The sequence below is a fragment of the Pseudomonas entomophila genome, assembly GCF_013523165.1.
Lineage (GTDB): Bacteria > Pseudomonadota > Gammaproteobacteria > Pseudomonadales > Pseudomonadaceae > Aquipseudomonas > Aquipseudomonas entomophila_A.
Map to the genome: position 1 here is coordinate 303,080 of NZ_JAAMQI010000001.1, position 17,655 is coordinate 320,734.

The 17,655-nt window shown below is 65.7% G+C and carries 20 protein-coding genes, 1 tRNA gene and 1 pseudogene; 14 read left to right on the forward strand and 8 right to left on the reverse strand.

Going from position 1 to position 17,655, the window contains the following annotated elements; all coding sequences use genetic code 11:
• Positions 1–15: 15 nt before the first annotated feature.
• From G7Z99_RS01360 to G7Z99_RS20065, 5 genes and pseudogenes are all read left to right on the forward strand, one after another.
• Positions 16–1,206 carry a CaiB/BaiF CoA transferase family protein gene (locus G7Z99_RS01360; RefSeq protein ID WP_181091318.1) on the forward strand — a complete coding sequence of 397 codons (1,191 nt, stop codon included), beginning with the start codon at positions 16–18 and terminating at the stop codon, positions 1,204–1,206.
• A complete protein-coding gene (locus G7Z99_RS01365) occupies positions 1,203–2,141 on the forward strand; it encodes a hydroxymethylglutaryl-CoA lyase (protein WP_181091320.1) in 939 nt (312 codons plus the stop codon). Before G7Z99_RS01360 ends, G7Z99_RS01365 begins: the two co-directional genes overlap by 4 nt.
• 96 nt (positions 2,142–2,237) lie before the next feature.
• Positions 2,238–3,569 carry an MFS transporter gene (locus G7Z99_RS01370; RefSeq protein ID WP_181091322.1) on the forward strand — a complete coding sequence of 444 codons (1,332 nt, stop codon included), beginning with the start codon at positions 2,238–2,240 and terminating at the stop codon, positions 3,567–3,569.
• A gap of 337 nt (positions 3,570–3,906) precedes the next feature.
• A pseudogene (locus G7Z99_RS20060) lies at positions 3,907–4,893 on the forward strand (nitrate- and nitrite sensing domain-containing protein); the annotation flags it as partial.
• Entirely contained in the window at positions 4,885–5,748 is an 864-nt protein-coding gene (locus G7Z99_RS20065; RefSeq protein ID WP_375139126.1) for a methyl-accepting chemotaxis protein, read from the forward strand. The pseudogene G7Z99_RS20060 and the gene G7Z99_RS20065, both read left to right, overlap by 9 nt.
• Before the next feature lie 67 nt (positions 5,749–5,815).
• Here G7Z99_RS20065 and G7Z99_RS01380 read toward each other — a convergent pair whose 3' ends face one another.
• On the reverse strand, positions 5,816–6,067 hold the full coding sequence (locus G7Z99_RS01380; RefSeq protein WP_181091326.1) for a DUF1654 domain-containing protein: 252 nt from the start codon (positions 6,065–6,067) through the stop codon (positions 5,816–5,818).
• A gap of 131 nt (positions 6,068–6,198) precedes the next feature.
• Positions 6,199–6,864 carry a LexA family protein gene (locus G7Z99_RS01385; RefSeq protein WP_181091328.1) on the reverse strand — a complete coding sequence of 222 codons (666 nt, stop codon included), beginning with the start codon at positions 6,862–6,864 and terminating at the stop codon, positions 6,199–6,201.
• A 195-nt stretch (positions 6,865–7,059) separates the two neighbouring features.
• Between G7Z99_RS01385 and G7Z99_RS01390 the strand changes: the two genes are divergently transcribed.
• The 5 genes from G7Z99_RS01390 to G7Z99_RS01410 all read left to right on the forward strand — a co-directional run bounded on the left by G7Z99_RS01390 (position 7,060) and on the right by G7Z99_RS01410 (position 10,103).
• The gene (locus G7Z99_RS01390; protein ID WP_181091330.1) at positions 7,060–7,650 is read left to right on the forward strand and encodes a hypothetical protein; all 591 of its coding nucleotides are present in this window, start codon (positions 7,060–7,062) and stop codon (positions 7,648–7,650) included.
• Positions 7,651–7,894: 244 nt separating this feature from the next.
• Entirely contained in the window at positions 7,895–8,266 is a 372-nt protein-coding gene (locus G7Z99_RS01395; protein ID WP_181091331.1) for a chemotaxis protein, read from the forward strand.
• A 211-nt stretch (positions 8,267–8,477) separates the two neighbouring features.
• Positions 8,478–8,921 (forward strand): structural protein P5, encoded by a 444-nt coding sequence (locus G7Z99_RS01400; RefSeq protein ID WP_181091333.1) that lies wholly within the window; start codon positions 8,478–8,480, stop codon positions 8,919–8,921.
• The gene (locus G7Z99_RS01405; RefSeq protein WP_181091335.1) at positions 8,918–9,439 is read left to right on the forward strand and encodes a DUF2514 domain-containing protein; all 522 of its coding nucleotides are present in this window, start codon (positions 8,918–8,920) and stop codon (positions 9,437–9,439) included. Before G7Z99_RS01400 ends, G7Z99_RS01405 begins: the two co-directional genes overlap by 4 nt.
• A 166-nt stretch (positions 9,440–9,605) precedes the next feature.
• Positions 9,606–10,103, forward strand: coding sequence for a hypothetical protein (locus G7Z99_RS01410; RefSeq protein ID WP_181091337.1), 498 nt, complete (start codon positions 9,606–9,608; stop codon positions 10,101–10,103).
• Positions 10,104–10,186: 83 nt separating this feature from the next.
• Here the strand turns inward: G7Z99_RS01410 and G7Z99_RS01415 are convergent, their stop codons facing one another.
• A complete protein-coding gene (locus G7Z99_RS01415) occupies positions 10,187–10,399 on the reverse strand; it encodes a hypothetical protein (RefSeq protein ID WP_181091339.1) in 213 nt (70 codons plus the stop codon).
• A gap of 349 nt (positions 10,400–10,748) precedes the next feature.
• Here G7Z99_RS01415 and G7Z99_RS01420 point away from each other — a divergent pair, with 349 nt between their 5' ends.
• Positions 10,749–12,068: a hypothetical protein gene (locus G7Z99_RS01420; RefSeq protein ID WP_181091340.1), complete on the forward strand. Its 1,320-nt coding sequence runs from the start codon at positions 10,749–10,751 to the stop codon at positions 12,066–12,068.
• An 11-nt stretch (positions 12,069–12,079) separates the two neighbouring features.
• On the opposite strand, the gene G7Z99_RS01425 is transcribed toward G7Z99_RS01420, so the two are convergent.
• Both G7Z99_RS01425 and G7Z99_RS01430 read right to left on the reverse strand, forming a co-directional pair.
• Positions 12,080–13,438 carry a heavy metal sensor histidine kinase gene (locus G7Z99_RS01425; RefSeq protein WP_181091342.1) on the reverse strand — a complete coding sequence of 453 codons (1,359 nt, stop codon included), beginning with the start codon at positions 13,436–13,438 and terminating at the stop codon, positions 12,080–12,082.
• A complete protein-coding gene (locus tag G7Z99_RS01430; RefSeq protein WP_181091344.1) occupies positions 13,435–14,115 on the reverse strand; it encodes a heavy metal response regulator transcription factor in 681 nt (226 codons plus the stop codon). The genes G7Z99_RS01425 and G7Z99_RS01430 overlap by 4 nt, the downstream gene beginning before the upstream one ends.
• Positions 14,116–14,295: 180 nt before the next feature.
• Between G7Z99_RS01430 and G7Z99_RS01435 the strand changes: the two genes are divergently transcribed.
• Together G7Z99_RS01435 and queF are read left to right on the forward strand one after the other, a co-directional pair.
• Complete coding sequence (locus G7Z99_RS01435; protein ID WP_181091346.1) at positions 14,296–14,757, forward strand: cupredoxin domain-containing protein; 462 nt, start codon at positions 14,296–14,298, stop codon at positions 14,755–14,757.
• 66 nt (positions 14,758–14,823) lie between these two features.
• On the forward strand, positions 14,824–15,657 hold the full coding sequence (queF, locus tag G7Z99_RS01440; RefSeq protein WP_181091348.1) for an NADPH-dependent 7-cyano-7-deazaguanine reductase QueF: 834 nt from the start codon (positions 14,824–14,826) through the stop codon (positions 15,655–15,657).
• 82 nt (positions 15,658–15,739) lie between these two features.
• On the opposite strand, the gene G7Z99_RS01445 is transcribed toward queF, so the two are convergent.
• Complete coding sequence (locus tag G7Z99_RS01445) at positions 15,740–16,009, reverse strand: DUF4404 family protein (protein ID WP_060393260.1); 270 nt, start codon at positions 16,007–16,009, stop codon at positions 15,740–15,742.
• Positions 16,010–16,269: 260 nt separating this feature from the next.
• Here G7Z99_RS01445 and G7Z99_RS01450 point away from each other — a divergent pair, with 260 nt between their 5' ends.
• Positions 16,270–16,977 (forward strand): MlaA family lipoprotein, encoded by a 708-nt coding sequence (locus tag G7Z99_RS01450; protein ID WP_060393261.1) that lies wholly within the window; start codon positions 16,270–16,272, stop codon positions 16,975–16,977.
• A gap of 143 nt (positions 16,978–17,120) precedes the next feature.
• On the opposite strand, the gene G7Z99_RS01455 is transcribed toward G7Z99_RS01450, so the two are convergent.
• Together G7Z99_RS01455 and G7Z99_RS01460 are read right to left on the reverse strand one after the other, a co-directional pair.
• Positions 17,121–17,197: transfer RNA gene (locus tag G7Z99_RS01455), tRNA-Pro, on the reverse strand.
• Positions 17,198–17,265: 68 nt separating this feature from the next.
• Entirely contained in the window at positions 17,266–17,487 is a 222-nt protein-coding gene (locus tag G7Z99_RS01460) for a YgdI/YgdR family lipoprotein (protein WP_060393262.1), read from the reverse strand.
• Positions 17,488–17,655 lie beyond the last annotated feature (168 nt).

Genomic DNA, 17,655 nt, shown 5'->3' on the forward strand with positions numbered 1-17,655 from the left:
ACGAGGCATCAGCCCATGACTGCACTCAGTGGCCTTCGCGTCATCGAAATCGGCACCCTGATCGCGGCGCCCTTCGCCGCGCGCCTGCTCGGCGAATTCGGCGCCGAGGTGATCAAGATCGAATCGATGGGAGCGGGCGACCCGCTGCGCACCTGGCGCAAGATGCACGACGGCACCTCGCTGTGGTGGTACCTGCAATCGCGCAACAAGCAGTCCCTGGCGCTCAACCTGAAGTCGGCGGACGGCATCGCCATCGTCAAGCAGCTGGTCGAAGGCGCCGACGTGCTGATCGAGAACCTGCGCCCCGGCGCGCTGGAAAAACTCGGCCTGGGCTGGGACGTCCTGCATGCCCTCAACCCGAAACTGACCCTGGTGCGGATCTCCGGTTACGGGCAGACCGGCCCTTACCGTGACCGGCCCGGCTTTGGCGCCATCGGCGAGGCCATGGGCGGCATTCGCTACACCACCGGCACCCCAGGCAGCCCGCCCGCACGAGTCGGCGTGAGCCTGGGGGACTCGCTGGCCTCCATGCACGCGGTCATCGGCGCCTTGATGTCGGTGCTGCGGGTCAAGACCGGGCAGGGCGACGGCCAGGTCGTGGACGTGTCGCTGGTCGAGAGCGTGTTCAATGTCATGGAGAGCCTGGTGCCCGAATACGCCATGCTCGGCCATGTCCGCGAGCGCACCGGCGGGGCGCTGCCAGGCATCGCACCGTCCAATACCTACCCGACCGCCGATGGCGCCTTCGTGGTGATTGCCGGTAACAGCGACCCGATCTTCAAACGGCTGATGCAGGCCATCGGTCGCACCGACCTGGCCGAACGCGAGGACCTGGCCCGCAACGATGGCCGGGCGACCCAGAGCGAGATGCTCGATGCGGCCATCACCGACTGGACCTCGGCGCACCCCATCGCCCATGTGCTCGACGTGCTCGCCCAGGCCGAAGTGCCGTCGGGGCGCATCTACTCGGCGGCCGACATCGTCGCCGACCCGCACTACCAGGCCCGCGACATGCTGCTCGAGACCACGCTACCAGGCGGTGCGCAGGTGAAGATGCCGGGCATCGTGCCCAAGCTGTCGGACACCCCGGGCCAGATCAACTGGCAGGGCCCGGCGCTGGGCCAGCACACCGACGACGTGCTGGGCACGCTGGGTTTCAGCGCCGCGGACATTCAACGGTTCAAACAAGAGGGTGTGGTGCAATGATCTCGGACTATGCTCAACGGCTGATCGTGCAGGAGGTGTCGCCCCGCGATGGCCTGCAGATCGAACCGACCTGGGTCGAAACCCTCGACAAGATCGCCTTGATCGACCAGCTGTCGCTGGCCGGGTTCTCGCGCATCGAGGCAGGCTCGTTCGTCTCGCCCAAGGCCATCCCGGCGCTGCGCGACGGCGAGGCGGTCTTCGCCGGCATTCGACGGCGCCCAGGGGTGATCTACGTGGCGCTGGTGCCCAACCTCAAGGGCGCGCAGCGGGCGATGCAGGCGGGGGCGGACGAGCTGAACCTGGTGATGTCCGCCAGCCAGACCCACAACCGTGCCAACCTGCGCATGACCCGTGAGCAGTCGCTGGCCGCGTTCGGTGACATCGTCGAGGCGGTGCGCGGAACGCCACAGCGGCTCAACGGCTCGATCGCCACCACCTTCGGCTGCCCGTTCGAAGGGCCGATCGACGAGGACGATGTCTGCCGGATCGTGGACCGCTACCTCGAGCTGGGCATGGGCGGCGTCACCCTGGCCGACACCACCGGCATGGCCAACCCGCGCCAGGTCACGCGCCTGGTGAACCGCGTGCTCGAGCGGGTGCCGGCGTCGGCGCTGACGCTGCACTTCCACAACACCCGCGGGCTGGGGCTATGCAACGTGCTGGCCGCCTACGAAGCCGGCGCGCGGCGCTTCGATGCCGCGCTCGGCGGGCTCGGCGGTTGCCCGTTCGCGCCGGGCGCGTCGGGCAACATCTGCACCGAGGACCTGGTCAACCTGTGCGATGAAGTGGGCATCCCGACCGGTATCGACCTGGCCCACCTGATCACCCTGTCGCGCACGCTGCCGGCGTTGCTCGGCCACGCGCTGCCCGGCCAGGTGGCCAAGGCCGGGCGCAACAGCGACCTGCACCCAGCGCCCGTCTTCCCCGAGACCTGACGCCGCAGGCCGGGCAGGTCGACTGTCCGGCTGCAGGGCGTTTCCAGACTACAACAACAATCGGGCTCCCCCTGGGGAAGCTCTCTGGAGAATCACATGAGTCTGTCCGCTACCTCCACCGGCGGCATCGTCGACGATGTCAGCGCCGAAAAGGCGATCGTGCGCAAAGTGGCCTGGCGCCTGATGCCGCTGATCATGATCTGCTACCTGTTCGCGTTCTTCGACCGCATCAACATCAGTTTCGCCAAGTTCCAGCTGCAGGCCGACCTGGCCTTGAGCGACACGGCCTACGGGCTGGGCGCCGGCTTGTTCGTGGTCGGCTACGTGCTGTTCGAGGTGCCCAGCAACATGATGCTCTACAAGGTCGGCGCACGCCGCTGGATCGCGCGGATCATGATGTCCTGGGGCATCGCCACGGCGTTGATGGTCTTCGTCACCGCCGAGTGGCAGTTCTACGTGCTGCGCTTCGTGATCGGCGCCATGGAGGCCGGGTTCGCGCCGGGGGTGCTGTATTACCTGACGTTGTGGTTCCCGCAGAGCTACCGCGGGCGCATCACCTCGACACTGTTCCTGGCCTCGGCCTTCGCCGGGCTGCTGGGCGCGCCGGTGTCGGGGCTGGTGCTCGGTCACATGGACGGGCTGCTCGACCTGCGCGGCTGGCACTGGCTGTTCCTGCTCGGTGGCGTGCCCTGTGTGCTGCTGGGGGTGCTGGTGCTGGGCGTGCTCAAGGACCGCGTCGCCGATGCGCCCTGGCTGACGGCGGCGGAGAAGACGCTGCTGTCCAGCCGCATCGCCCGGCATGAAGCCAACACGCACGGCTCGTTGCTGGCGGCCGTCCGGCTGCCAGGGTTCCTGATGCTGGGGCTGATCTACTTCCTCATCCAGGTCGCCTCCTATGGCCTGAACTTCTGGGCGCCGCAGCTGATTCGCAGCGCCGGCACCGAAAGCCCGGTGGCCATCGGGCTGCTCACCGCCATTCCCTACATCTGTGGCGCGATCAGCATGGTGGTCATCGGGCGGCTGTCCGATGCCACGGGCGAGCGGCGCCTGTTCGTCTGCGGCCTGGTCACGCTGGGCGCGATCGGTTTCTTCAGCGCCGGCATCTTCGCCCAGCACACCACCTTCCTGATCGTCGCCCTGGCCTTGCTGGGGACAGGCATCATCGCCTCGATTCCCGCGTTCTGGGCGCTGCCACCCAAGCTGCTGGCCGGCGCCGGGGCCGGTGCAGCGGGCGGGATCGCGCTGATCAACACGCTGGGCCAGTTCGGCGGCATCGTCAGCCCGGTGATGGTGGGCTACATCAAGGACGTCTCCGGCAGCACGACCCCGGCGCTGTACGTGATCGGCGTCACCAGCCTGGTGGCGGCGGCCTTGCTGTTCTGGGCCTTGCCAGAGCGGTTGCGCAGCAAGGACGCCCCGAGCCACTGAGGGGCATGGGTTCACGGCGACGCGGGCATGTCGCCGTGGTGTCTTGCAAGATGCCTGCAACGCGCAGGTAAAGTTTGCAGACGCGCCGCCGACAGGTTGGGCAGCGAACGATGACGCGCCGGGATGTCTTGTGCAGGCGCCAGTCACCCGTCGATTCCGGTGGCTCTGGTCCTGCCAGGGCGCACCACCTGCCGCCGTCCATCCTAATGAAGGCCCGTGTATGCTAAAGAACGCTCCTCTGAGCGCGAAGCTGTTGCTCATTCTGATCTTCCCTTTGCTTGGGCTATTGTTCTTCGCTGGCAGCAACGTCGTGGACAAGTATCAGACCCTCACCACCATGAACCAGACCGTCGAAGCCACGGCAACGGCGCAACGGCTCAGCCATCTGATCACTTCTTTGCAGCGCGAGCGTGGTGCCAGCGGCGTCTTCCTCGGCAGCGGCGGTACCTCCATGCAGGACAAGCTGGTCACCTTCCGCCGGGAGACCGATGCCGCTGTCCAGGCCGTGCGCCAGGGGTCGGCACCGACCGACGCAGGCCTGGCCGATGTGTACCGCGCGCTGGAGGGCCTGGCCGGCCTGCGTTCGCAGGTCGATGCGCAGGCGATCAACAACACCGAATCCGGCACACGTTTCACGGGCCTGATCAAGGTGCTGATCGGTTTCACCCACTCCCTGGAGGCCGGTGTCGAGAACGCGACGATCCTGCGCGCCATGGGCACGCTCAACCAGTTCATCGAAATGAAAGAGCGGGCCGGGCGCGAGCGTGTCCTGCTGGGCCTGGCCTTCAGCCAGAACCGCTTCGACGCCGGGCTACTGTCGCGTTTCGCCAGCAACCTGGGCGAATTCTCGGCCTACCTGGACACCTCGCAACAGCGCGCCACGGCCCAGGTCCGCGCCGAGCTCCAGGCCGTGCTGCAGCAGCCGGACGCCCAGGAGGTGGCGCGCCTGCAACAGCTGGCTTATACCACCCCTTTAGGTGACCCGCTGAACGTCAAGCCCGAAGCGTGGTTCAACCTGGCCACCGCACGGATCGATCAGATCGGCAAGGTCGAGGCCAACCAGAGCGAGAGCGTGCGCCAGTTGGCCTTGCACACCCGCGATGGCGCCGCCCACAGCCTGTGGCTGACCCTGGGAGCGGTGGTGATCGTGCTGGCCTTGGTGCTGGCCTTGTCGTTCATCATCATTCGCGCCATCAAGCAGGTGGTGAGCGACATCAACGAAGCGCTGGTGGCGTTGTCCAGACGCGACCTGACTGCCAGCGTGCCGTACGAGGGCAGCGACGAGTTCGGCCAGATCGCGAACAACCTGAACAACATGGCGGTGCAGATTCGCCAGGTGATCCAGGAGATCGGCAGCGCCACCACGCAGGTCGCGACCGCGGCCGAGGAAGCGTCGGCCGTGGCGGTGCAGACCAGCCAGAACGTGGCCCAGCAGCGCACCGGCACCGACCAGGTCGCCACGGCCATCAACCAGATGAGTGCGACGGTCAGGGACGTGGCGCGCAGTACCACCGAAGCCTCGGAAATGTCGCAGCAAGCCAACGTCAACACTGCCCAGGGCCGCAGCGAGATCGAGCGATCGGTGCAACTGGTGCAGGCGCTGTCGGATCAGGCCGAGCAGACGGCGACGATCATCGACGAGCTCAAGCGCGAGAGCGATTCGATCTCCTCGGTGGTGGACGTGATCCGTGGCGTGGCCGAGCAGACCAACCTGCTGGCGTTGAACGCGGCCATCGAAGCGGCCCGTGCCGGCGAGCAGGGCCGGGGGTTTGCCGTGGTCGCCGACGAGGTCCGGCACCTGGCGCAGAAGACCCAGGAGTCGACCGTCAGCATCCAGGCGATGATCGGCAAGCTGCAGAACGGCTCCGACCGGGCGGCCTGCTCGATGCAGGAAACCCTCGACAAGGCCAAGGCCGGCGCCAGCAACGTGGAGCGTGCCGGCCAACGCCTCGTGGAGATCGCCGAAGGCATCGCCACCATCAGCGATCGCAACATTCAGGTGGCCTCGGCGGCCGAAGAGCAGACCTTGGTGGCCGAGGAAATCAGTCGCAACGTCAACGACATCAACGACCTGGTGATCCAGGTCAGCGCCGGTGCCGAACAGACGGCGGCGACCAGTCGCGAGCTGGCCCGCCTGGCCGAACAGCAACAAGCCTTGGTGGGGCGTTTCAAGGTGTGAGGGCAGGGCGCCGGGACGTCGCGCGACGACGTCCTGGCGCCTTGCTACCGGGCGCGTGGATCGCGCCTCAGGCTTCGCAGTAGTCGCGCCAGCCGATCTTCACCGCACCGTCTTCCACTTCGTCGACACGCACCCCGGCGGTTTCGGTCAATTCCTGCAACACGCGTCGCCAGTCCGCCAGGTCTTCATTGGGCAGTCTGGACACCGTGATGCTCTGGATGCGCTGCACGCGCGGGTCGGCGATGAGCCGCTGGACGCGGTGACCGATCTGTTCATAGGTGCGGGGCTTGCTCTGGGTGAAGTCGGGCTGGTGAAGCATGATGTGAACCTCCATTTCTACTGCTGTATATGCATACAGTAGTGAAGGTGTAGGAAATTGGCAACGGAAATGTAGGACTGTATGAGCGCCTGGCTCGGTGCCTGGCGTTCCAACGTGCCTGTTGCTCGGATTCAGAGCTTCATCAAGGCGCGCACCACCACCCCGATGATCCGACAGTCGCCCACGCACATTTCCGTGGGGTAGGCCGGGTTCAACGGTTTGAGATAGCGCCGCCCGCCATCCTCGACCAGCTTCTTGAAGGTCGCCTCGTTGCTGTCCGCCAGCTTGGCGATCACCAGCTTGCCAGGCTGCACGTCGGCCTCGGTATCGACCAGGATCAACGTGCCTTCGGCGATGCTCTGACCCACCGGCGCCGTCATCGAATCGCCCTTGACCTCCAGCCAGAACGCCGTGCCCTTGGCATCGTATTCGGACAACTCGTAGCGGTCGGAAAACCCGGGCGGGAAGGGCTCGACCGCTTCGGCCCAGGCTCCGGCGGCGACCCAGCTGATCACGGGGTAGCGGAAGGTCAGGGTGGGTTGTTCGGTCTGCGCGACGTTGGGCTGCGGCGCAGACGTCGCGCGCTCGGGCAGCATGGGGCCGAGCGCCTCGGACAGCCAGATCGCGCTCACGCCACAGACGTGAGCGATCTTCGGCAGATGGGCGCTTTGCAGGTTCTTGCCCGTTTCCAGCTGAGAGATGACCGGCTGCTCCACGCCCACCTGCTGGGCCAGGGCCTTCTGGGTCAGCTGAGCGTGCTGGCGAGCAGCTTTGATGCGTTCGGCGAGTGTCTTCATGGCGGCAGTGTATAAGTTTGCTTATCCTCTTGCCAATAAGCACGCTTCTTTCTACAGTATAAGCATGCTTATCAAGGTGCCTTTCGGTGCCTGTCCATGAGCCCCATCCATCCCGTGACGCCCTGGCGTCCTCTCGGCCTCCGCTCCCGGCGCCCTCTGCGCCCGATCGGATCGCCCAGCTCTGGAGATCTCGACATGCGCCTGAACACCGCACGGCAAGCCTGGCACGACTGCTACCACACCCCTTCAGACCAGCAGGGCCGCGCCCTCGAGCGGCTCGGCGCGTTGGGCGCGCGCATGCAGGTCACCACCCGACAGCGCGGCGCCGGCCGTGCGGTGCATCAGGCCCTGGCCGGCAGGGTCCAGGCCGCCATCGCCACCCTGCGCCGACCGCTTAAGGCGTTCGGCGACTTTCTGTACTGCCCGCACCTGGACATCGACACCCAGGAACTCGCCCAGGAGGTGGTGTTCACGCTGGTGCAGCAACGTTCGCCACGCATGACGGCCGCCAAGCGCGAGCAGCTCGAATACGTGGTCAAGGGCGTCATGGCCCGTTATCGGTACATGCACCAAGGTGGGCAATCAGCCAACGCAGACCCACTGGCTGCGCCGGAAGCTTTCCGTGCCTGGCTGGACGCGCATTACGGCGTGGCGCTGGAGTCGACCAACTGGACACGCAACTGGGGCGGCGCCGTGAGCCTGATCTTCGCCTGCTGCGAGGACCTCGATGCCGTGGTGCTGGCGCCGGTCATGGACGCGTTGCAGGTCATGAAAAAAAGTGCGTGAAGGGGGTTGCACTCCGGTGCGGCTGGTGGCAAGATTTCCTCACTTTCGAAGTTTCGCCCAGCGCGAAGCGGATCAAGAAACCGGCCAATGAGCCGGTTTTTTTGTGCCTGCGAAAAGGCTCGGCCCCCGTTCGGCTGATGCCGGGAGGACCACGCGCCTCCTGCTTCGTACGGCCTCAGCGCACCGACAGGCTCGCTTCTTTCCCTCGACTGCCCCGTGCAGTCCCTGCTTCTGGACAGATCCCATGGACCCTTCCGATTTCGGCCCGGGCACAGCCACCTGGCTGGGCGGCACGGGCACCGTTCTGCTGGGCGGCTTTCTCTGGCTGCGCAAGTTTCTGTCCAAGGATGCCGCCGACCGGGCCATGGACACGGCCGACATCGGCGTGGTCCGGCGCCTCAACGAGCTGCTCGATTCCGAGCGGGAGGCGCGCTTGCAGGCCGAGGCGCGTGCCGATCAGTTCGCCAAGGAACGCAACGAGCTCGCCGCGGCCGTAGGTCGCATGGAGGGCAAGATCGAGGCCCTGACCGGCCAGGTCGAGCGCTTGACCGAAAAGGTCACCACCCAGAGCGAAGAGATCGCCCGGCTGCGGCCGCGCATAGGAGGCAGCACCTGATGGATCGATGTGCATGTGATCCGCACGAGGCTACTCGGTCGACTGTCCTTGGGACATGAGCTTTCTTTTTCTGGACGCTAGAGGCCGTCGTGTCCGAGAAGTACTGAAGGGATTACCGGGGAGCGAGGTGCCAAGCGGGCCCTGTCTTTTCTCTGTAGATGCACCCACCCAGCCCGCCCCGCGCGGGTTTTTTCACACCTGGAGACGCCCTATGACCGCACGCGGCATCCGCAACAACAACCCCGGCAACATCGACTACAACCCCCGCAACGCCTGGATCGGCCAGCTCGGCCTGGAGGAGGGCGTGCCCAACCCGCGCTTCGCCCGCTTCGACTCCCCGGAGAACGGCATCCGCGCCCTCGGCAAGCTTCTGATCAACTACCGCGGCAAGGACGGCCTGCCCGGTGTCGGCGGGCCGGGTATCGACACGGTACTCGAGACCATTGCCCGCTGGGCGCCGAGCAACGAGAACGATACCCAGGCCTATGCCCAGGCCGTGGCCGCTCGTCTCGGGGTGCATCCCACGGCGCCGATCGACATCCAGGACCCCGTCACCCTGCGCGGCATGGTGCTGGGCATCATCGTCCATGAGAACGGCGGCAACCCGTACCTGCCGGCGGTCATCGACGAAGGCGTACGACGGGCGCTCGCATGAGCTGGCCGTTACGGGCTGGCCTGCTGGCACTGGTGCTGGCGTCCTGCTGGGGCGCCTATCAGCACGGTCGGTCGGTGGCGCGTGCCGAGGCGCAGGCTGCCTGGGCCCAGCGCGACAGTGATGACCACCTGGCCGAGGCACAGGGCCAGCGCGATGCCCGCCAGGAAGAACGACGACGCGCCCAGGCACAGGAGGAGGCAAGAGCCCATGCACACGAACAAACCCAGGTGGCTGACGCTGGCGCTGCTGGCGCCGATGCTGCTGGCCAGCGGCTGCAGCACGACGCCGCCCAGCTCGCCGCCGCCGTCAGTTGCGCCGGCCCGGATCCCGCCGCTGTCGCCCGAGGCCAGGCAGCCACCCGCGCCGCCATGGTGCTCTCCGACCTGCTCGCACGGGCTGATGCTCGAGCGGGAACGCTGGCGAAAGCGTATGACCAGGCTCGAATAGCGGGGCTGCAATGCGCTCGGGAATACGACGGGTTGCGTGGCCGATCACGGCCTGACGTCATGGACGAATAGATGCATGAAACACGGCGTCATATTAATGCCAGTTCTGTTTCGATACATCATTTTTCAGTCTTAACATGTTGAATTAAAAGCAAAGAATTACCTTGATTACAACTCGCTACCCTGTGCCTCGGCCAAGCCATGGCCGACTCAATACACTGCACGGGAGCGAATATCGATGGTTCGGAAAATGATGGGGGCGATGGTCATTGCGGCGGTGATCGGCGTTCAAGGGTGCGCCAGCATCGTGGGTGAATCGCGCTATCCGGTGGCGGTGTCCAGCGCCCCGCCTGGAGCGACGTTCGAGATCACGGACAAGAACGGCACGGTGGTGCACACCGGTCAGACGCCGAGCACGGTCACGCTCAAGTCCGGCAAGGGCTATTTCACCGGCCAGACCTACACGCTTCGTTTCAGCAAGGACGGGTACCCTGATCGGACCCTCGAACTGGATTCCAGTCTGAGTGGCTGGTACTGGGGCAACCTGCTGATCGGCGGCGTGATCGGCATGCTGATCGTCGACCCCTTGACCGGCGCCATGTACACGTTGCCAGAGCATGCCTCGGTGGACATGGGGCAGCCGCTGGCCGGCGCCGGGCGGAGGACCACGCTCAAGATCGCTGTCATCCACGACCTCAGCATGGCTCAGCGCGAGCAGCTGGTCCCGCTCCGGTAACGGGTCATCCCAGGGGGCGCCAGGTCCGACCGGCACTGGCGTTGGCCCCCTTTCAATGCGCTTGAAAGCAGGTGTTCGTGCGGTCAGATGGCGCCATCGCCCGGGTTCGGGCCTTCCTCGTCCCCCACGTCATACTTGCGCGTGTTCGGATCGCGTGTGTTCTCGGCCGGGTGCCGCGAATCGACCGCAGGGTCGACATGCGTTTCGGAAGTGGGATCGAACCCGGTCTCGTTGTCGGTCGCGCCTGCCTTGCCTTTTTGCGAAATGTTACCGGGTGCGTTGGGGTTGATGTCCATGACGGCCTCCAGTGAAGGGCGCAGGGGGATCTGCGCGTTCAACTTGGAGCCAGGTTCGATCGATTAAGTGCCCTTGCGTTGATCGATGCCTGGCGCCGGATGCCACGGACTGAAGACGCGAAGACGCTGCCCTCTCGGCTGCGACAACAGGGGGGCGCGAATGTGCTCGACAAGCATCCTGCTATCGGCTTTGTCTCTTTTCTGCTTCCGCTTTTCGTGATCCGGCGTAGGGCATTTCCCAAAGATTGCTCCAGCCACCGGCCTGCATTGTGCAGCCGGTCGATGCTGCCTAGGCTTCGCTCCACCCTGTCCTTGGGGACACCGACCATTGGAATACGAGGAGGAGACGATGGCTGTCAGGTTGGAGGTTCAGACCACAGACCCTGAACAGATCGCATTGGCCAAACGCTATTGGGCGATGGACGAGGAAGGCCTGTTTCTGGAGCGGGTACGTGACCTGCTGCCGTTTCGCGAGGTCACCCAGGCCGGCAGCCTGGCGGCCTACCTGCGCACGTTCTGCGAGGCCTACGACGAAAACCAGGTCTGCCCCCGCTGCGACGGGCCTGTGCGCATCAAGGGGCGCAGCGAGGCGCGTCGGATGCATCAGGTGGCCCGCACGGCCTGCCACGACTGCCAGGCGCAAGAACAGCGCGCGCGCCTCGAGCGCGAGGCCAAGGAGCGCGCCGCCCTGACCCAGAAGCTGGCTCCCTACATCGAGCACCTGCAGACCCATACCCTATGCTATGCCGAGCTGCCGGACGATGCGGTGCTGGTGCTCCAGGCCATCCGTGCCCTGATCGGCCCGCGCTTGAGCCAGGGCACGTTCAGCCGTGCCGACTGCAGCGAACTCACCGCCTTGGGCGCCGATGACTTCATCGACCGGTTGTGCGAGCAGGGCGTGCTGCTGGACGACCCCGCGGTCATGCCCAATGCCTATTTCCTGAAAGAGGACCAGGTATGGGTCAGGAAGCACCAGGCGCGTTACCGACTGTCGCCCGACGCTGACCTGGGCCGCTCCGAACAGGCGCTCGACGTCCTGATGGACCGCACTCCTTGCGACACGCAGGCGCTGACGCGTCTGTGGCTGGACTATGCCACGCAGGATGTACTGCGTTACCTGCGAGGGCAGTGCGACATCCACAGCCTGGTCCCAGAGCCTGAGGCCGTCGACAAGCTGGTCGGCACGATCCGGCAGGCGCTGCACACCTACAGCGTGGCCCAGGTGTGGGCCATGAGCTGGAAAATCGTTCGGGATGCCGCAGCATTGGCCAGCCGCAGCTACTACAACCATGCCAAGGCCGCGGCGACATTGCCTGGCAAGCTGCGCAAGCAACTGGAGCTGGCCGAACCTAGCCAGACATTGCGCAACGACTGGTCACGACCGGAGCCGCACATCGCAGGCGCACTGGGCATGGTGTTCCTGGCACGTTTCGACATCGATGAGTACAGCACGGGCGATCAGGTGCTGGCGCTGTTCGCACACCTGGGTCAGCGCGGTAAGCCCGAGGCCCGGTTGGACACCTTGGCCACCCGGTTCGTCACCGCCAGCCTGGCGCGCGCCACCGTGCCCGCTGCCTTGAAGGCATTCGCCGACTGTATCCAGGCAGGCCTGGATGTGGAGCAAGCGCTGACGCAGGTCATGCAGCAATGCCCCGAGGTGTTTGGCTGATCTTGCAGGCTTCAGGCCTGCGGCCACTCGAAGACGAACGTGGTCCAGCCTGCCTTGCAGTGCACTTGAAGGTGGCCGCCATGGGCCTGGACGATGGAATGGGTGATGGCCAGCCCCAGCCCTGCATGTTCCTGCTCACCCTCACGGCGTGCCGGATCGACGCGATAGAAGCGGTCGAACAGGCGCGGCAGCCGATCGACCGGGATCGCCGGGCCGGTGTTGGCGATGTGCACGCGCGCCCGGTCGCCGCGAGTGTCCACCGTCACCACGACCTGCCCCTGGGCGGGCGTGAAGCGCAGCGCATTGTCCAGCACGTTGGAGAACGCCCGGCGCAGCATGTGTCGATCGCCCGTCATCTCGCCCTGTCCCACCCGTCGCAGCTCGACCTCGCGCTCCTCGGCCAGGGGCGCGTAGAACTCCAGCAGCGCCTCCAGCTCCTCGTGCAGCGCCAATGGCTGGCGCTGAGGCACCAGCAAACCGTGGTCTGACTTGGCCAGGTAGAGCAGGTCGTTGACCAGTTGCGCCATCCATTGCAGCTCTTCCAGGTTGCCGTGCAACGTTTCGCGGTAGGTCTCCAGGGTTCGTGGCCGCGACAGCGTGACCTGGGTGTGGGTCAGCAGGTTGGAGAGGGGCGTGCGCAGTTCGTGGGCGATGTCGGCGGAGAACCCGGACAGGCGCTCGAACGCGCTTTCCAGGCGTTCCAGCATGGCGTTCACGGCCTCGGCCAGACGGGCCAGCTCCTCGGGCATGTGCGCCACCGGCAAGCGTGTGGTCAGCGAGTGGGCCGACACGCCGGCGGCGATCCGCCCGATCTGGCGCAAGGGCCGCAGCCCGCGGCGTACGGCCCAGGCACCGAGCAGTGCCGTGGCCAGTGCGGACAGCCCGACCGTGAGCCAGATCAGGCGCTGCATGTGCTGCAGAAAGTGCTGGTGATGCGTGATGTCCAGCAGCAGGATCACCCGGGGCGACCCCGCGTCGGTGGGGCGCAAGGGCGCCGCGAGGCTGCGGTAGTCGATGCCGTCGGCGTGCAGGGTCGTCAAGCCCGCAGCAGCAGGCGTGGCGGGCAGGTCGGGGCGGCTGTCGAACCATGCGGTGCCGTCGTGGGCCTGGATGCGCACGGCCAGCTCGGCCGGGTGCCCCAGGTCCTGACGCAGCGCCGGCAGGTAGGCGGCAAGGTCCTCGGGCCGCTGCACGTCCGCCAGGCGGGTGACGATCGCCGCGAGGCGAGGCGACAGCCACTGCTGGTCCAGTTCGATGAAGTGCTGTTCGCTGGCGCGGCTGAACAGCACCCCGGCCGTCAGCGACACCAGCGCCGTGCATGCGGCGAACAGCACGGCCAGGCGGTTGCCCAGGGACAGGCGATGGATCAAGACCCGCGCGCCTCCAGGACATAGCCCATGCCGCGCACGGTATGGATCAGCTTGTGCTCGTGTGGGTCGTCGACCTTGGCCCGCAGGCGCCGGATCGCGACCTCTACCAGGTTGGTGTCGCTGTCGAAATTCATGTCCCAGACCAGCGAGGCGATCAGCGACTTGGGCAGCACCTCGCCCTGGCGACGCAACAGCAGTTCGAGCAGCGCGAACTCCTTGGCGGTCAGCTCGATCCGCAGGTCTCCACGTTCGACGCGGCGGCGGATCAGGTCCAGACGCAGGTCGGCCAGGCCCAGGGACGGCTCCTGGGTTGGCGCGCTGCCGCGTCTGAGCAGGGTGCGAACCCGCGCCAGCAGTTCGGCGAACGCGAAAGGCTTGACCAGGTAGTCGTCGGCGCCCAGCTCCAGCCCGTGCACGCGATCCTGCACCGCATCGCGGGCGGTCAGGAACAGCACGGGCGTTTCCAGCCCGGCGGCGCGCACGGCCTGGAGGATCTGCCAGCCGTCGCGCCCGGGCAGCATCACGTCGAGGATCAACAGGTCGTGTTCACCGGTCAGCGCCAGGTGCAGGCCGGTGTCGCCATCCTCTGCCAGGTCGGTGACGAAGCCCGCTTCGCTCAAGCCCTGGCGCAGGTAATGGCCCGTCTTGGCCTGGTCTTCGACGACTAGCAGTCTCATGGCAACGCTCGTGGCAGGGGGCGAAGGGCCGCAGCCCGTGTCAGTGTCAGTGTGGCAGGGCGTCATGATACGCCAGGCATCGGCGGCTGCGCGAAGCTGACAATCTTGTAATGCGCACGTCAGGTGGCTGCCAGCCTGGTCTGCCAGACTGTCGCCATTCCCTGTTGCGGAGCGTTTCCGATGAAATCCACGTTACTGGCCTGCGCCTTGGCCCTGAGCTGTGCGTCGGCCCTCGCCGATCCTGCCCACACCTATGCGTTCGGCGAACCGGGCGACCCTGCCAAGGCCGACCGCACGGTGGAGGTGCTGCTCAAGGACATTGCGTTCGAACCGGGTCGGTTGCAGGTCAAGGCCGGGGAAACGGTGCGCTTCGTGCTGATCAACCAGGGGCAGCTGCCCCATGAGTTCAACCTGGGCGACAAGGCCATGCACGTCGAGCACCAGAAGCAGATGCTGGCCATGGCAGGGCACGTGCACGCAGGGACGGCCCACGGTCACGACGCTGCCAACACGGTGCTGGTCATGCCAGGCAAGCGCGCCGAACTGACCTGGACGTTCCGCGGCTCGGCCCCGATCGAGTTCGCCTGCAACGTGCCGGGGCATTACCAGGCGGGCATGGTGGGCCCGTTGACCATCGAGTGACGGCAGGTGCCAGTGCAGAGGGAAAACCCGGTAGAATGGCGCATTTCGATTTCCCAGGTCAGATCCATGCACCCTGCTGCCGAACATTCACCGCTGGGCAAGACCAGCGAGTACGTCTCGACGTACACCCCGTCGCTGCTGTTCCCGATTCCCCGTGAAGCCAAGTGGTCCGAGCTGGGGGTCACCGCGCAGACCCTGCCATGGCAGGGCGTCGACTACTGGAACTGCTTCGAGCTGTCCTGGCTGTTGCCTTCGGGCAAGCCGGTGGTGGCCATCGGGGAGTTCGCCATCCCGGCCGACTCGCCGAACATCATCGAGTCCAAGTCCTTCAAGCTCTACCTGAACTCGCTGAACCAGACGGCCTTCGCCACGCCAGCCGCCGTCCAGGCCTGCCTCGAACAGGACCTGTCCCAGGTGGCCGGCAAGCCGGTGCAGGTGCGCATCCGCAGCCTGGCGGACGTGGAGGCGCAGGGGTTCGTCGGCCTGCCAGGGCAGTGCATCGATGAGCTGGACCTGGACGTCAGTGACTACAGCGCGCCGCGGCCTTCACTGTTGCGTTGCGAGCCGGCGGCAGGCGTGGAAGCGGTGTGGCACAGCCACCTGCTCAAGTCCAACTGCCCGGTGACCCATCAGCCGGACTGGGGCAGCGTGGTGGTGCAGTACCGGGCCGACCGTTGCCTGGACCCGGCCAGCCTGCTGGCCTACCTGGTGAGCTTCCGCCAGCATTCGGACTTTCACGAACAGTGCGTCGAGCGCATCTTCCTGGACCTTCAGCGTCTGCTCGAACCGGCCTCGCTGACGGTCTACGCCCGCTACGTGCGCCGCGGCGGGTTGGACATCAACCCCTACCGCAGCACAGAGACCTTGGCCGTCGACAACGGACGGCTGGCCCGGCAGTGAGGCGTGCTCGCCAAGCCGCGTAACGGCGCGGCAGAGTCGACAGGGCCGGGCCGTCACCGGCCCGGTGCCGCTGGTCGAGGCGTCAGATCCCCATGCTGTGCAGGTGTGTCGCGATATTGCGCAGCGTGGCGGTCAGGTCAGGATGAGCGGCTTCGAAGCGCTCCACCGCCAGGTTGACCCCGTCGGCGATGTTCGAGTCCTGGGCCTGGGTCTCCGTCTCCAGCGCGAGCTGGGCCTCGATCTGCTCCATCAGCTGGTGCAGGTTGTCGCGTTCTTCGAACGACAGAGGCGCATTGGTCTTGAGCTGCTCGCGCAGGCTATCGAGTTGCTCTTGCAGTTCGCGGGCGGGCATGGGGCGTCTCCCTCAATGAAATGGTCAGAGCCATGGACCTCGCCGGCAGGGCAAAGGTTCTTGCACGGCTGTTCACAGCGTATGCCAAGGCCGAGAGGTTTGCCTCGTTCGCCCGGCGCCAGGCGACTGTCGGGCAGGTGCGTACCTCGCTGAAGATCATGACGTACAGGTAAAACTGTTCTCGAACCTCGCAGTCTTTATACTGATGCCTTATCAGCCACGCGCCCGGCGCGTGATCCGTGACTCGATGGAGATATGTTATGCGTGCGATTGCTGCCGGCGTGATGCAGCGAATCACCCAGGCCTGCGTGTGTGCCGGCCTCGTCCTGGCGCCCTGGACGGCGAGCCAGGCGGCGACGGAAGACGATCCGTGGGAGGCGGTCAATCGCCCGATCTTCCAGTTCAACGACTTCCTCGACACCTATGCCCTGAAGCCGCTGGCCAAAGGGTACCAGGCGGTCACCCCGCAATTCGTCGAAGACGGCATCCACAACGTCTTCAACAACCTGGGCGACGTCACCAATCTGGCCAACAACATCCTCCAGCTCAAGCCCTACGAAGCCGGTGTGGACACTGCCCGACTCATCGTCAACACCACGTTCGGGCTGGGTGGCCTGATCGACGTCGGGACCCACATGGGCCTGACCCGCAGCGATGAAGACTTCGGTCAGACGCTGGGCTACTGGGGTGTCGGAAGCGGGCCGTACGTGGTGATTCCTTTCCTGGGGCCAAGCACGGTGCGCGACGCCGTGGCCAAGTACCCGGACACCTACACCCGGCCGTATCGCTACGTCGACGACGTGCCGGTGCGCAACTCGGTGTTCGCCCTGAACGTGGTCGATACCCGCGCCAACCTGCTGTCGGCCGAGAAGCTGATCACGGGCGACAAGTACATCTTCATCCGCAACGCCTATTTGCAGAATCGCGAATTCAGGGTCAAGGATGGCGAGGTCGAGGACGACTTCTAAGCGGCACACGGGGGCAGGGCGGTTTCAGCCGCGCCTGCCGTACGGTCGACAACGCCGCGTGCGGACACAAAAAAGCCCAGTGCTTGGCACTGGGCTTTTTTATGCTGTCAGAGACAGTTTGGACATCGCTGACAGGGCAGAACTGGTCGGAGAGACAGGATTCGAACCTGCGGCCTTCTCGTCCCGAACGAGACGCGCTACCTGGCTGCGCTACACTCCGATGAACAGGATCTTACTCGACGCGAAAATGCCGTGCAAGCCCCTGATGCGACAGGTTAAACCGCCGAATCACAGTTCCTTGACGGTACGCACCTGGTCCTTGTTGATCCGGGTTTTCTTGCCGTCGAGCTGTTCGAATTCGTAGAAGCCGGAGTCTTCATCGTAGGACGGTTTGTCGGTGGCCTGGATCTCGCGGCCGTCGTTCAGGGTGATGACGGTCGGCGAGGCGCAACCGGCGAGCGTTGCCAGGCCGAGGGCGAGCAGGAAAGCGGGAACGATACGTTGGGCCATGGTGTTTCTCCGAGGCGAAGGTGGAAAGATGGCATTGAGACGCGGACGAACGGTACAAGTTCCACGTTCGACCGTGCACGGTGCGGATCGTCATGCACGCCCGCCGATCCGCCGTGCGCTGTGATATAACCCGTGGCCTGTCTTCCCTGCAATGGATCCCGTGCCCTT